The 13,436-nt window shown below is 43.3% G+C and carries 17 protein-coding genes; 1 reads left to right on the plus strand and 16 read right to left on the minus strand.

Annotated features, from left to right (window positions below):
• Positions 1 to 49 precede the first annotated feature (49 nt).
• The 13 genes from hypE to NST62_RS13140 form a co-directional block, all read right to left on the minus strand.
• The gene (hypE, locus tag NST62_RS13080) at positions 50 to 1,075 is read right to left on the minus strand and encodes a hydrogenase expression/formation protein HypE (protein ID WP_342462969.1); all 1,026 of its coding nucleotides are present in this window, start codon (positions 1,073 to 1,075) and stop codon (positions 50 to 52) included.
• Positions 1,076 to 1,109: 34 nt separating this feature from the next.
• Positions 1,110 to 2,219, minus strand: coding sequence for a hydrogenase formation protein HypD (gene hypD / locus NST62_RS13085; protein WP_141603199.1), 1,110 nt, complete (start codon positions 2,217 to 2,219; stop codon positions 1,110 to 1,112).
• Between the two features lie 28 nt (positions 2,220 to 2,247).
• The gene (locus NST62_RS13090) at positions 2,248 to 2,517 is read right to left on the minus strand and encodes a HypC/HybG/HupF family hydrogenase formation chaperone (protein ID WP_328219895.1); all 270 of its coding nucleotides are present in this window, start codon (positions 2,515 to 2,517) and stop codon (positions 2,248 to 2,250) included.
• 21 nt (positions 2,518 to 2,538) lie between these two features.
• A complete protein-coding gene (locus tag NST62_RS13095; protein WP_246045894.1) occupies positions 2,539 to 3,402 on the minus strand; it encodes a NifU family protein in 864 nt (287 codons plus the stop codon).
• A 6-nt stretch (positions 3,403 to 3,408) separates the two neighbouring features.
• Entirely contained in the window at positions 3,409 to 3,783 is a 375-nt protein-coding gene (locus NST62_RS13100; RefSeq protein WP_141603197.1) for a hypothetical protein, read from the minus strand.
• Between the two features lie 13 nt (positions 3,784 to 3,796).
• A complete protein-coding gene (locus NST62_RS13105; protein WP_328219893.1) occupies positions 3,797 to 5,014 on the minus strand; it encodes a tetratricopeptide repeat protein in 1,218 nt (405 codons plus the stop codon).
• A 54-nt stretch (positions 5,015 to 5,068) separates the two neighbouring features.
• Positions 5,069 to 5,356, minus strand: coding sequence for a hydrogenase maturation protease (locus NST62_RS13110; RefSeq protein WP_141603195.1), 288 nt, complete (start codon positions 5,354 to 5,356; stop codon positions 5,069 to 5,071).
• Positions 5,337 to 5,813 carry a hydrogenase maturation protease gene (locus tag NST62_RS13115; RefSeq protein WP_141603194.1) on the minus strand — a complete coding sequence of 159 codons (477 nt, stop codon included), beginning with the start codon at positions 5,811 to 5,813 and terminating at the stop codon, positions 5,337 to 5,339. The genes NST62_RS13110 and NST62_RS13115 overlap by 20 nt, the downstream gene beginning before the upstream one ends.
• 107 nt (positions 5,814 to 5,920) lie before the next feature.
• The gene (locus NST62_RS13120; RefSeq protein WP_141603193.1) at positions 5,921 to 7,522 is read right to left on the minus strand and encodes a nickel-dependent hydrogenase large subunit; all 1,602 of its coding nucleotides are present in this window, start codon (positions 7,520 to 7,522) and stop codon (positions 5,921 to 5,923) included.
• Between the two features lie 37 nt (positions 7,523 to 7,559).
• A complete protein-coding gene (locus NST62_RS13125) occupies positions 7,560 to 8,531 on the minus strand; it encodes a hydrogenase (protein ID WP_141603192.1) in 972 nt (323 codons plus the stop codon).
• A gap of 51 nt (positions 8,532 to 8,582) precedes the next feature.
• Positions 8,583 to 9,260, minus strand: a complete 678-nt coding sequence (hypB, locus tag NST62_RS13130; protein ID WP_246045893.1) for a hydrogenase nickel incorporation protein HypB — start codon at positions 9,258 to 9,260, stop codon at positions 8,583 to 8,585.
• 2 nt (positions 9,261 to 9,262) lie between these two features.
• Positions 9,263 to 9,610, minus strand: a complete 348-nt coding sequence (gene hypA, locus NST62_RS13135) for a hydrogenase maturation nickel metallochaperone HypA (protein ID WP_141603191.1) — start codon at positions 9,608 to 9,610, stop codon at positions 9,263 to 9,265.
• Positions 9,603 to 10,121 carry a DUF1641 domain-containing protein gene (locus NST62_RS13140; protein WP_141603190.1) on the minus strand — a complete coding sequence of 173 codons (519 nt, stop codon included), beginning with the start codon at positions 10,119 to 10,121 and terminating at the stop codon, positions 9,603 to 9,605. Before NST62_RS13140 ends, hypA begins: the two co-directional genes overlap by 8 nt.
• 407 nt (positions 10,122 to 10,528) lie before the next feature.
• Between NST62_RS13140 and NST62_RS13145 the strand changes: the two genes are divergently transcribed.
• A complete protein-coding gene (locus NST62_RS13145) occupies positions 10,529 to 11,572 on the plus strand; it encodes a zinc-dependent alcohol dehydrogenase family protein (protein ID WP_328215842.1) in 1,044 nt (347 codons plus the stop codon).
• 79 nt (positions 11,573 to 11,651) lie between these two features.
• Here the strand turns inward: NST62_RS13145 and rpsI are convergent, their stop codons facing one another.
• The 3 genes from rpsI to truA form a co-directional block, all read right to left on the minus strand.
• Positions 11,652 to 12,044, minus strand: coding sequence for a 30S ribosomal protein S9 (gene rpsI, locus NST62_RS13150; protein WP_141601952.1), 393 nt, complete (start codon positions 12,042 to 12,044; stop codon positions 11,652 to 11,654).
• 22 nt (positions 12,045 to 12,066) lie between these two features.
• Complete coding sequence (gene rplM, locus NST62_RS13155; RefSeq protein ID WP_342462970.1) at positions 12,067 to 12,504, minus strand: 50S ribosomal protein L13; 438 nt, start codon at positions 12,502 to 12,504, stop codon at positions 12,067 to 12,069.
• Between the two features lie 188 nt (positions 12,505 to 12,692).
• Positions 12,693 to 13,433, minus strand: coding sequence for a tRNA pseudouridine(38-40) synthase TruA (truA, locus tag NST62_RS13160; RefSeq protein WP_328215843.1), 741 nt, complete (start codon positions 13,431 to 13,433; stop codon positions 12,693 to 12,695).
• Between the last annotated feature and the right edge of the window lie 3 nt (positions 13,434 to 13,436).

Consider the following 13,436-nt stretch of genomic DNA (forward strand, 5'->3'; position numbering starts at 1 on the left):
CTCTTTCTATAGGGTTAAATTAGGATTAAATAGAGAGGATGATAGATTTTTAACAAATCCGCGGCAACGGATCGCCCACTAACATATCAATCGCTCTTGTTCCTCCATAGGAAGAACGGGAAAGGACGATATGCCGATCGCTTTCATGCACTTCACCTATGATGGCCGCTTGCTCTCCCCCTGGAACTTGCCGGATTGCTTTTAAAGCATCATCTGCGTATTCCTTGGAAACGACCGCAATGAATTGGCCTTCATTTGCGATATGCATCGGATCAAGACCTAAAATTTCGCAGGCTCCCCGTACTTCCGGACGGACCTGGATTGCTTCTTCTTCCAGCACAATCGCCACTTTTGCGTCCCTCGCCAATTCGTTCAGTGCCGTCGCCATACCTCCGCGCGTCGGATCGCGCATCCATTTTAATCCCGGCGCCGCCGCATCAATCAGTTTGGCAACAAACGGCCATACCGCACGTGTATCAGATTTGATATCCGCTTCCAAATCGAGCTCGCCACGGGCAAAGAGAATGGTGATGCCATGATCCCCGATCGGTCCGGAGAGGATGATTTTATCTTCTTTTTGGACACGGCCTGCCGATAAATTTACTCTTGGATCAACAAGACCGATACCTGCCGTTGTAATAAACAGCTTGTCAGCTTTTTGGTGCTCGACCACTTTTGTGTCCCCGCCGACGATGGCGACATTCGCTTCTTCTGCCGCCTCTTGCATGGCTTTTATTTCCGCTTCCAATATTTCCGTCTCTGTACCGGCTTCGATAATCAATGTGGAAACGATGGCCAAAGGTTTGGCTCCACTCATGGCAATGTCATTTACCGTCCCGTTGATGGCCAACTCTCCGATGGATCCTCCCGGGAATCTTAAGGGATTCACGACAAAACTGTCCGCGGTAAAAGCAATTTTCGCCTGATCCGCCTGCACATATGCCGCATCATTTAAATCTTTCATATTGAAATATGGCGCCAAAAGACCCTCGATCAATCTCCGGCTTGCTTTTCCGCCGGCTCCATGGGACAACTGAATCGTCGGCTCTCTAAATGCAATTTTGTCTGTCAGCATGGCGACTACTCCTTCTCTCTATCTTTTTAATTGATTAATAGTTCATTGTTGAATATAGATGGTTATAATAAGTTGCACAGGCTCCTTCCGAAGAAACCATTAATGCTCCTACAGGATTGTCAGGCGTGCATACTTTCCCGAACAATTTGCATTGGTTCGGTTTCAGCATCCCCTTCAGTACATCCCCGCATTGTGCATCCTTGTTTTCTTCGATGGTAATTTTTTGAACGTTAAACTGCACTTCGGCATCCCATTTGGCAAATTCCGGCCGCAGCTTTAATGCGGAATTCTGAATGGCTCCCAGCCCCCGCCATTCAAAAGCAGGGCGGTCTTCAAAAACTTGATCGATGATTTCCAGTGCAGAAACATTGCCTTCTTCCATGACAACACGCTTATATTGGATTTCCACTTTGGCTTCCCCATTTTTCAGCTGTTTAATTAACATTAAAATGGACTGAAGGATGTCCAATGGTTCAAAACCTGATATGACAACCGGCTTGTTGTAATCCTTGGCGATGATTTCATAAGGATGCGCCCCTATGATCACCGATGCATGGCCCGGTCCGATAAACCCGTCAATTCTCATATTTGGCTGGTCCAAAATGGATTTTAAAACCGGCACGATTTTTACATGATTGGAGTACACGAAAAAGTTGTCCACATTCAATTCTTTGGCCCTTAGTACTGTGATGGCGGTGGAAGGGGCGGTCGTTTCAAATCCGATGGCAAACAGGATCACCTTTTTATCCGGGTTTTTGATTGCGATATCCAACGCATCAAGGGGCGAATAAATCATTCTGACATCCGTTCCCATTGCTTTATGGTTTAATGGCGAGCCTTTTTTCCCCGGAACCCGCATGACATCGCCAAACGCGGTAAAGATGACATCCGAATTTTTGGACGCGATTTCCAGACCTTCATCTACCCGCCCCGGTGGAAGTACACAGACCGGGCAGCCCGGACCATGAATAAATTCAATATTTTTTGGCAACAGTTCTTGAAGCCCGAAATGAAAAATGGAGTAAGTATGTCCACCGCATGCTTCCATTATCCGGAAGTGGTCATCCGGCTCAATGATCCGTTCGATTTCTTCCAGGGTTTTTTTGATCAGTTCAGGATTGCGAAATTCATCGATAAAGCGCATTTTGGATCCCCCCAAAAATATACATTAGCTAATCAAATTGATATCCTTTTATTTCTGCCATCGCTTCCTTATCTTCTCCGATTTCCTGCAATAGCTGTAATTGCTCTAAAGCCTGCTTCTCGCTGATTTTATTCATGGCAAAACCGACATGTATCAAAACCCAATCGTTTACCTTGACCCCTTCATGCTGAATCAGGCTTATGTTTACTTTTCTTCTTACGCCTGAAACATCAATCATCGCATATTGATTTCGATCATCAAGCAGCTCAACGATTTTCCCTGGTATTGCAAGACACATCTGTATCCCTCCATCGTTATGTTAACTATCGACCCGGATCCATATTTTCTTCTTTTCTATCCGGACCGGAAACGGCTCCAATTGAATGTGCGGAACCGTTATGCACTCCCCGTTTGTTAAATCGAAGCGGAGGGCTTTGTCATGCCCGATCAAATACATGCCTTCCACCTGCTCCACTTCCTCCTGTGCAAATGGAATTCCCCTATGAGGGCAGCGGTTCCGGTATGCCATAATCTTGTTATCTATAATGATTAGCAGTACGTCCACTCCGTCAATGGTGATATAATAGGGTTTGTTTTCTTTCAAATCTTCGATGTCCGGCCCCTCTTTCCAGCCGCTATCCTTTAATTCTTCAACATTTCCCTTTCCTGTAAGCGGCATATATCCCGGGGATAAATCGTTTACCATTTCTACCCGGTCAATTTCCGGAACTCTCGTTTTTATGGCTTCTTCTACCCCGTTTTTTAATGTGACGGCCGAAAGGGAACATCCTGAACAGGCTCCTTGCATCCGGACGTAAACGACATTGCCTTCAATTTTATCCAGCTCAATGTCGCCCCCATGGGAGTTTAAATAAGGGCGGACTTCTTCCAATACCGCTGCGACTTTTGTATATAGATTTTGTTTAATGATCCCATGCAACAAGAGCATCGCATAAACGGAAGGTTCTTCTACGGCCTCCAGCATCAATCTTTTCCCTTCATCCGTCGACCGCACGATTCTTACGAGTTTTCTGAGGGCATCTTCATGGAAAGCTTCAATCGCTTTTTTCAACTCCAAGATTTTTTTCAATTGATAATCGGTAAAGTCCATCGTCTTTATTTCTTGGAGTATTTGGTCAATCCGTTCTGAAAGATTCTCGACGCTCTTTGACTGTGTACCCAACGGGCTTCACCCCCCAAAAGCTAATTGCTGTTCAAGCACTTCCTCCGCTTTCTGCTTCAGCAGATTTTCAAACACTTCTTTCGCCATTTTTTCCACGATTTCTTCCACTGTTAATTCATGGCCCGGAATGTTTTGGAAATGATATTTTCTTTTCGCAAGCGCCTGTAAAATAAAACATGAACCTTCAGGATTATTGAGCAAAAATTCTTCAAAAAAAACGTCTACAAATTGATCCAGCCATATCCCTTCTCCATGGGGATTGGTGCGTAATAGGCGCAGGGCATTTTCCGCACCTTCCGAACGTTGAAGCGCCCGCTCTACAAATCGCTCTGTTGCCATTTGCAACAGCGTATTGAAATATTGCTTTTCATAATCGTTCACCAGTTTCCCTCCACTACTGCTTGGAAAGTTCTTCTTTTTTCTTCTTGATTTCCAGCAACATGTCCTCTACCACTTTTTTTGACTCTTCATCCCTCAGTTCCTCGAAAATCTGTTTGGCTTCAGTTAATTTGGGCACTGCACTGGAAAAAGCCCCAAGATGGGAAAGGGCTGTTCCCTGATTCGCAATGAGCCTCGCATAACCATGGGGATCGGTTTCTTTTTTCCGCACTTTTAGCACATCTTCATAAAGGGCAACCGCTTCCCATAAGTTATCTTCAATATGGGAAGACTTCGCATATTGAAGCGCATTCGCCAGATTGATGGTGGCACTGCACCATAATTCGGTATGCTTTTCTTGATCCAAATATCGCAAAGCTTCCCTGAGGGATTGGATGGCCATTGCATTTTTTAAATGGTAGTTATATTCATTTGGCGGCATCGCCAAATAAGACAATGCAAGATTCATATGGATGATGGCATAGTTTTCAGGAGCATTCTCTTTCCGGTAAACTTTTAAAGCTTTGTTATAGCATTTGATTGCTTCCAAGTAATAAGTTTTGTTTCCATCCGCCAATTCCTGATAGGCCGTTCCAAGCTGAAAAGTCAATTCGGCGCGCATATCTTCAAATTTTGAACGTTCCGTTAAAGTTAAAGCGGTTTTATACAAATCGATTAACCGTTGATCGATGAATCCTAATGATTGTTTCGTTGCCGCCGCTTCGCTCAGCAACCTGGCAGAAAAAATAGGTGAAATTTCTTTGACTGTTTGGGCTGCTCCTTCCAATAGCTGTATCCCTTTTGTCCAATCTCTTTTTTGAAATGCATCATAAGCATGTGTTGCCAAAATAAAAGCTTTGATTTCATCAGCTGTATCATCTTGGAAATGGGGAGGGTCCTGCTTAAAATTTAATCTCCAGGCAACTGCATCCAAAAGCAGCTTCAAGTCTCCATCCAACATGGATTCGGCCTTTTTGTAATTTCGCTTTTCGGGAAAAAGAATAAAACGGTTAAAGTGGCCTTCTTTCGTGTCAGGCAATAATTCGTTCACCCGTTCAACAGGTTCCCCTTCGATTGCAGCTAAAAAAAATTGCCATTCTTTTGGACAAGGTTCCGGCAGAAAACCTTGCAATAAAGAAGGCATAAAGGTATCCGCGTTTTCTATAGGCGGCAACAAGAAGAAACCTGCTGTCCCTGGAAATACGCCGATTGACATTGGCTGACGTTTCAACATGCGACACTCCCCCTTTTCATACATTCCCTTTTGAAACTGTTGCAAAACATTTCATTATTTCACATATAACGGAATCCGAAGGGCCAATGCGTTTTCATCCCATTCAACAGTTCTTGGGCCATAATCTACATCATCCGGCAGCAATTCTGAAACTAAGACAGAACGGTCTCCTTTGGCATTGCGGTATTTTAAAATCAAACCGCCAGCGCCAACGTAATTTACCGGCATGATCAATAAGTCATGTTCATCCAATATCGCAATGACGGCCCCTGTTGCAAAATATCTTTGTGCAATCTCCGAAGGGATCTGCAAATAGCCTGTTTCAGTTATTTGACACTTCAATTTCTTCACCTGATACTTTTTGTTTGATTTTTTTTGCCAGTTTGTTTACACTTTCTTCCACTTCAGGTGTAAGCCCGCTTCCATAAGATAAATCCTGGGCCTCGATTAAATAGACGGTGACTTTTTGCGGAAAATCATCTTTTAAAAGCCATCGTCCCATTGCGATGGCATGGTCCCATCGAAAGTTATGAAGATTTATATTCTCCAACGGAATGGCTTCCACCTCTTCTCCAGGGATTTCAAAAATGGTCCCCGGTTCCGCTCCGGTAGTGCAAGCATCGACGATAATCAATTCTTTTGCATTGCCTATTTGAAAAACGACATCCATTCCGGCGGTTCCCCCGTCGGCCAGCCGCACATTCCGTGGAACTCCCAAATCCCATAACTTTCGTATTAATATAGGACCTGCACCATCATCTTTTCGAATTAGGTTCCCACAGCCAATGATTGTAATCATGTTGTCCTCCATATAAAACTTTTGATGAATAAATAAGAGGGCTTTATGATCAAGTGCCCCCTTATTTATTAGAGATTCATGAACATCTGAAGTTTTTTCCGCGCCAATCAGAAGTTTGTAACCCTGTATTGGGCCAATTGTTTATTTGTTTTCGCGTCATAGGCATGTACAGTACATACCAGGCAGGAATCGTAACTTTGCGCTATATGAGCCAGCTCTACCGGATCTTCCGGATTTTTGATAGGTGTACCAATCAGCGCAGTTTCGATTGGCCCTCTTTGACCGAAGCGGTCGCGTGGCCCGATATTCCATGCTGTTGGTGTGATGATTTGATACTTTTCAATTTTTCCGTCCTTCACTTGAATCCAGTCCGCCAAAAATCCTCTGGCCGCCTCGGTAGCCCCGAAGCCCTGGCCTTCGATCAGCTCTCCAGGATTTACATAAAATTTCTCATTTAAGTCGATTTGCTTTAACCAGTTTTGTACATAGCGGACATATTTCGGAGCTTCATGTAGTCGGGCCAAGACACGAACCATTATGCTCGGTCCAATTTCTTTGACAATGTTGTAGATCAATGGATCATAATCTTGCCAATCTTCCGCTCCTTCGCGTCCGGCAATGACTTGTCTCGCCAGCGGTCCAACTTCCAGCGGTGTTTCGCCGCTGTCCAATAAATATCGCGGAGCCTTTGCAAACGTATATTTCCCTAGCTTTTTGCCTTCTTCCGGATCGAGCGGATTCGTAAATCCTTCAAATGGATGATAAGAACCTTCGCCTTCATAGAAAGAATGCGTATAGTCTTCTCTGACACGGGCCTGGTCAAAATCATGGAAATTCTCGCCGTCAAATACACCGGATCGGGCAATGAGGGCGCCATTTCTTGATTCGATAGTCGGATGGATATATTTTTCAGGATTCGGGAAGCTTCCTGCCGCCAAATACTTGCCCGGTCCGGCTCCATATTTATCCAATCCGATTTCCCGGCTGTATCGAATAAACAGACCCAAATCGGATTCATAATGCTCTTCTTTTTCTTCCAGCCATTCAAGCACATCTGACCAAGTTTCGTTTTGGAGCCATCTTTCTATCGAGCAGCCCAGCAAAGTGCTTTCCAGCCAATTCTTGCGAAAGTATCCCAAAATCGAAATCGACCGGGTAATGTCCGATAAAGTCGGTGCGCACATCACGCCGCCAGGAATCATGAAGCTGGAGTGCGGCCATTGTCCTCCAAAAATGGCATAGATTTCGACAGGTTTTGCTGAAATCGTTACACCTTTGACATAGTTTTCTCCGACAAAAGGAGCCCATCGTTTATGAACCTCTTCATATAAAGATGCAGATTGATAGTTTTTATGGGTCAATCCGATGGCAAATAACGCATAGAACCAGCGCGGAATACTTTGAATCGTTTCCGTGGCTTGCGCAATATTTCTCACCAAAGTGGCATTCGGCGGCACTTCCGTATGGAAGGCCGTATCAAGGGCGTAAGCCGATTTTGTTAAATGGCTGCCGCCGCAAATACCGCAAATTCTTGGCGTCATGATAAGACCCGCCTGAGGATCTTTTCCAATCAATATTTTTTCAAATCCCCTAAACATCGTTGCTTCCGTCCAGGCATCGACAACCACGCCATCTTCAATCGTAACCTTGACATCCAAGTCCCCTTCTACCCGTCCAAGAGCGGGAACTTTAATTGTTTGCTGTGCCAAGTTCTCCCCTCCTTAAATATTTCGATAAGTTCCATTATCATGGTACGAACAGATCTTCTTTTGCCCATTTTGGAGCGACAGTACGCGCGACAGCGGCATGTACTGAGTAACTTAAAGAATCCACTCCTGTAGGCACTTCTTTTGGAATGGCTCCCAATATTTTTTGCGTTTTGAATACCGTTCCAGGCGCTAAATCAAAGAATGGGAATTGCGGTTCCGTACATCCAATGCATGGCATGCCTGCTCTTGTTTTGGATGATTGACGGTTCCATAGAATCCTGTTGCAGGATGAACGTGTCATTGGACCACGGCAGCCTTGTTCATAGAAGAGACAGCCTTTTCTCGTTCCTTGTCCGAATTCTTCCACCGGTTCTTTGTATTCGAAATATTGAACCCGTGTACAGCCTGTCTGAGTAAACGTTTTAAAGAATGTTTCCGGACGATGATATTCATCCAATGTGATATCCGCTGTTCTGCCCGTTGCAATGGCCACGAGAATTTGCGTTACCCAGTCAGGATGCGCAGGGCAGCCGGGGATATTGATCACCGGTAAACCTGCCTGGGAGCGGAACTCTGTAGATAAAAATCCTCCTGGTTTGTCTTTGAAAAATTGCAATCCGGTAGACTCCGACGGATTAGGGCTTGTTGCAGGTATTCCTCCCCAGCACGCACAGTCTCCAATGGCCACCACATATTTAGCCTTGTGGGCCAAATCATAAATCCAATCTTTTTTAGGACGGTCAAACAAAGTGTCGAAACGACCCGTTCCATTCGGTCCCTGGATGACGGTTCCTTCCACAACCAAAATGTCCAGTTCTGTACGGCCTTCAATAATGTCATCCAAAATTTCCTTTACCTGATAGCCGAATTCCATGGAGACCGAGTGGTGATAAAGAATATTGATGCCAAAATCGGTGATTAAATCAATCACGGTAGGCTCATCCGCATTCAAAAACGACTGGGTGTTTCCGTTGCAGGCTCCTCCGTGAATCCAAAAGACGTTTGCCATTTCCCTTTAACACCTCCAAAATCATGTATATTATCCAAAAATTAAAAATATTTAAAACGCTTTCATTTTTTCTTGTATCAAATAATCAATCCATTCATTGATGCCCATGTCCTGTTTTACGGAAACCTCGAAAACTTTCATTGTCGGCCTGGATTGATAGATTGATTGATAGAACGCTTCTTTGTCAAAATCCACCGCTTCTGCCAAATCCATTTTAGTAATGATGGCAATATCCGCGCTGTTGACGATGGTAGGGTATTTTACCGGTTTATCCTCGCCTTCCGTCGTTGAAAACAGCACCACCCTCAAGTTTTCACCCAGGTCATAGCTGGATGGGCAAACAAGATTTCCGACATTTTCGATGAATAGAAAGTCGATATCTCTTAAATCCCATTCACGAATGGAATCTTCGATCATTTGTGCCTCAAGATGGCATACCGTTCCTGTTGTAATCTGTTTTACTATCGCTCCGCTCCGCTTCAGCCGTTCCGCATCATTCTCTGTCGCCAAATCCCCGACTAAAGCCGCGGCTTTAAAATCTTGACCCAGCCTTGTCAATATTTCCGTCAACAGCGTTGTTTTCCCGGCTCCGGGACTGGAAACGAGGTTTACAACATAAACCCGGTTTTCTTGAAAGCGCTTTCTTAATTCTCTGGCCAAAATGTCATTTTTCTTCAACACATTTTCCCTTATCTTCACAATTCGAGGCTGTTCAATTGCTTGGCTCAATATTAACCCTCACCTACCAGTTCATACAATTCAATTTCTTTTCCTTCCAAAATTTGATCGGTGCCTGAGTTGCATCTCGGACATTTTATCGGAATGGGTTTTTCCAGCACATATTCTTGGCTGCATTGAGAGCAAAAAATTTTTAAAGGAATTTCTTCTATAATTAGATGGGCTCCTTCGATGCTTGTCCCTTCCGTTGCGATATCAAAGGAGAATTCCAACGCTTCTTTGACTACGCCGGAAAATACACCCAATTTTACACGCAGGGCTTCAATCTTTTTTAGATGATTTTGCTCTGCCGTTTCGATCGCCAATTGAACCAGGCTGTGTGCAATGGACAGTTCATGCATTCTTAAGCTCCTTTGACAGTATTTTCAACACATTCAATATAAATTGGATTGCAGGCTGTATTTCCGGATTGGTCAGCTCCTTCAACAGGCCGAATATGCCAGGGCTTGCAGATGTTTTATATTCCATATTGGAAGCGGCCTCCGAAACAGATGTGCAAAGATTGCTTAATGTTTTAATCGTTCTTTCATTCAGCACTGTCGCCTCGATTTTTCTGAATTCTTCTGAATTGATTAAGTTCTGCAAACGTATCAAGGACTCCAGGCTGCTTTGCAAATTGTTTACAATATTGTTTTTTGGCAATTCTTCCCGAAGCGTCAGAACCATCCGGTTTAGCGAATCGGCCATTTCTGGACTTCGCTTTATAAAATTCTCAATAGCCTCAAACAGCAGATTAAATTTTTTCAGGTTATCCAGCAGGCTGATTAATTGTTTGATTGTTTCAGGTTCTGACAATTTGTTCATTAATACAGCCTCATTGCTGATGCTTACAACATTATTTTGGCTGCTCAATCTTCCACCTCCCCGTTATTTGTAAACTATTAATCTATTAAAATAAATTATTGATAAACAACTTCATGGCAACCGTACTTCATTTATTCGTTTTCATATAACACTTTTTCAATATAATAAATTATTTGAATCTTTAGACAATTAAATGAATTTAACTAAAAAATAACATAATTTCCTCGGCTTTGTCAAACTGATTTTCAATATGTCCCTTGCCGCCGGATTTTTTATTTCCCAAAAAATAAACTATGTATGCCGGACTTCGCTTATTAATATATAAAACGAGCTATTTATTTATGCATTGAAAGATTCATTCTTCTATCAAGTTATTTATCTCCAAACTTCTTTATTGCAAATTTTCTGAAAATATATTATATTAATGAAAAAATTATAAAAAAGGAGGCTGCCACATGAAAGCGCTTGTCTATGAAGGTCCAGGAAAAAAAGCATTGAGAGAAGTGGAAAAACCGGAAATTATAAAAGACAGTGACGCAATCGTAAGACTCGTCAAGACAACCATCTGCGGGACGGACTTGCACATTTTAAGCGGAGATGTGCCGGCGGTAAAAGAAGGGACCATTTTGGGGCACGAAGGAGTAGGAATCGTAGAGGAAGTCGGATCCGGAGTAAAAAACTTCAAACCGGGGGATAAGGTTATCATTTCCTGTATTACGTCTTGCGGAAGCTGCCATTATTGTAAACAATCCCTTTACGCCCATTGCGAAGATGGCGGTTGGATTTTAGGGCATTTGATCAACGGCACCCAGGCTGAATATGTGCGCATTCCCCATGCCGATAATTCCTTGTACCATATCCCGAAAGGAATTTCCGATCAGGCAGCTGTTTTGATTTCAGATATTTTGCCGACAGGATTCGAAATCGGCGTGCTGAATGGACAAGTGAAGCCGGGGGACACGGTGGCGATTATCGGTGCCGGACCAATCGGTATGTCCGCTTTAATTACTTCCCAGTTTTATTCGCCTGGAAAAATCATCATGGTCGATTTGGATGATAACCGTTTAGAAGCATCAAAAAAATTTGGTGCCACAGATACTGTCAACTCCCAAAATGCAGAATCGGCAATTCAACAAATCCTGGAACTTACGGATGGACGTGGAGTAGATGTAGCAATTGAAGCGGCCGGTTTCCCTGCAACTTTTGACATCTGCCAAAAAATTCTTGCCCCGGGCGGCCATCTTGCAAATGTTGGGGTGCATGGCAAACCGGTCGAACTGGAACTTCAAAATTTGTGGATCCAAAATGTGACCATTACAACGGGACTTGTTTCAACAAGCTCGACTCCGATGCTGTTGAAAACCCTTTCAAGCGGAAAAATCAAGGTGGAAGAGTTGGTCACCCACGCCTTCAAATTTGAAAACATTCTTGATGCTTACGACACTTTCCAAAACGCCTCCAAAGAAAAAGCATTGAAAGTCATTATTGATTTTGAATAAACTATTTCCTCTAAACCATTAGAAAAACCCTTTCCCGCGTTTGCGGGAAAGGGTTTGAAAACGTTGATAAATACCAATATTAACGTTTTGAGAATTGTGGTGCGCGACGAGCGCCTTTGAGACCATATTTTTTACGTTCTTTCATACGTGGGTCACGTGTTAGCAAACCAGCTTGTTTTAAAGTTGGACGGAAATCCGGATCAACTTGAAGCAACGCACGTGCGATACCGTGACGGATTGCGCCAGCTTGACCAGTATAACCTCCGCCTTTTACGTTTACTAATACATCATAGCTGCCCAATGTTTGAGTCAATACTAATGGTTGTTTAATTACTTCACGCAATGTTTCAAATGGAATGTAATCTTCCACATCACGTTTATTGATGATAATTTTGCCTTCGCCAGGTACTAGACGTACACGGGCTACTGCGCTTTTACGACGACCTGTGCCAGTATATTGAACTTGTGCCAAGTGAATATCCTCCTCTAACTAATTATCCGCGAAGCTCATAGCTTTCTGGTTTTTGTGCAGCATGTGGATGATTTGGACCTGCATAAACGAAAAGTTTTTTGAACATTTTGCGTCCCAATGAATTTTTAGGAAGCATACCTTTCACTGCAAGTTCGATCATTCTTGTTGGATTTTTTTCAAGCAATTCTCCTGCTGTACGTTTCTTTAAGCCACCTGGATATAAAGAGTGGTGGTAGTAGATTTTATCTTTTAATTTTTTACCTGTTAAATGAATTTTTTCAGCATTAATCACGATTACAAAGTCACCAGTGTCAACATGTGGTGTATAGATTGGTTTATGTTTGCCGCGTAAAAGAGCCGCAACTTCAGAAGCCAAACGCCCGAGCGTTTTGCCTTCTGCGTCAACCACTAACCATTTACGCTCTACTTCATGACCTTTCGCCATAAATGTTGTACGCATGTATATATCCTCCTAATCGATTTCATGAACCGTTGAATTTTCAGTTTTCATTATGAATAAATAAAAGAAGTCGTATTTCACTAATAAGTTTCGGGGCTTATAAGTGGAAAATACCATATGTTATAATATTACAGATTAAAACAATAGTCAAGAAAAATGTTAAACACAAGGAGAAGTTGTTATTCTTTTTAATAAAACACTTTTTCCAAATATAAACCGTGGGGAGGGGCGGTTGTGCCGGCCATTTCCCTATTTTTTGCTTCGAGGATTTCCTTGATGGATTCCGGCTCCCTTTTGCCAATCCCCACTTCCCACAATGTTCCCGCAATGATGCGTACCATATTATATAAAAACCCGTTTCCTTCAATGACCATGTGCAGTTCCTGATCATGCCACTCGAAATGAATCGAATAAATCGTACGGACCTTATCTTCGACCGGGGTACTGGCCGCACAAAAACTTGTGAAGTCGTGCGTGCCGACGAGATACTCGGCACCCTCCTCCATTTTGTTTACATCCGGTTTTCTTCCCCTTGTTTCAACCGTATAGTTTCTTTTAAAAGGACTTTGCACTTCTTCGCAATTCCATTTATATCGATATCGCTTTCCCTTCGCGCTGAAACGGGCATGAAAGTCCTGATCCACTTCTTCCATCTCCAAAATTCGCACGTCCCCGGGCAATTGCGCGTTTAACGCCATTTGATATTTGTCGCTCGGAATGGAAAGGGGCGTATCAAAATGGATGACTTGTCCCGTTGCATGCACCCGGGCATCGGTGCGTCCGCTTGCAAAAATGCGCACCTTTTCCCCCTTATGCATGATTGCCAATACATTTTCAATTTCAGATTGTACCGTACGTTTTCCCGGCTGCGCCTGATATCCGGAAAAATCCGTTCCGTCATAAGCAATGACTGCTTTCATCCGTCGCAAATT

Source organism: Ureibacillus sp. FSL K6-8385 (genome assembly GCF_038593155.1).
GTDB lineage: Bacteria > Bacillota > Bacilli > Bacillales_A > Planococcaceae > Ureibacillus > Ureibacillus terrenus.

Coding starts and splice junctions, on each gene's coding strand:
- hypE (WP_342462969.1), bottom strand. CDS start 1,075: ATGCTGACAGACAAAATTGCATTTAGAGAGCCGACGATTCAGTTGTCC.
- hypD (WP_141603199.1), bottom strand. CDS start 2,219: ATGCGCTTTATCGATGAATTTCGCAATCCTGAACTGATCAAAAAAACC.
- NST62_RS13090 (WP_328219895.1), bottom strand. CDS start 2,517: ATGTGTCTTGCAATACCAGGGAAAATCGTTGAGCTGCTTGATGATCGA.
- NST62_RS13105 (WP_328219893.1), bottom strand. CDS start 5,014: ATGTTGAAACGTCAGCCAATGTCAATCGGCGTATTTCCAGGGACAGCA.
- NST62_RS13115 (WP_141603194.1), bottom strand. CDS start 5,813: ATGATTACAATCATTGGCTGTGGGAACCTAATTCGAAAAGATGATGGT.
- NST62_RS13125 (WP_141603192.1), bottom strand. CDS start 8,531: ATGGCAAACGTCTTTTGGATTCACGGAGGAGCCTGCAACGGAAACACC.
- hypA (WP_141603191.1), bottom strand. CDS start 9,610: ATGCATGAACTGTCCATTGCACACAGCCTGGTTCAATTGGCGATCGAA.
- NST62_RS13145 (WP_328215842.1), top strand. CDS start 10,529: ATGAAAGCGCTTGTCTATGAAGGTCCAGGAAAAAAAGCATTGAGAGAA.
- rplM (WP_342462970.1), bottom strand. CDS start 12,504: ATGCGTACAACATTTATGGCGAAAGGTCATGAAGTAGAGCGTAAATGG.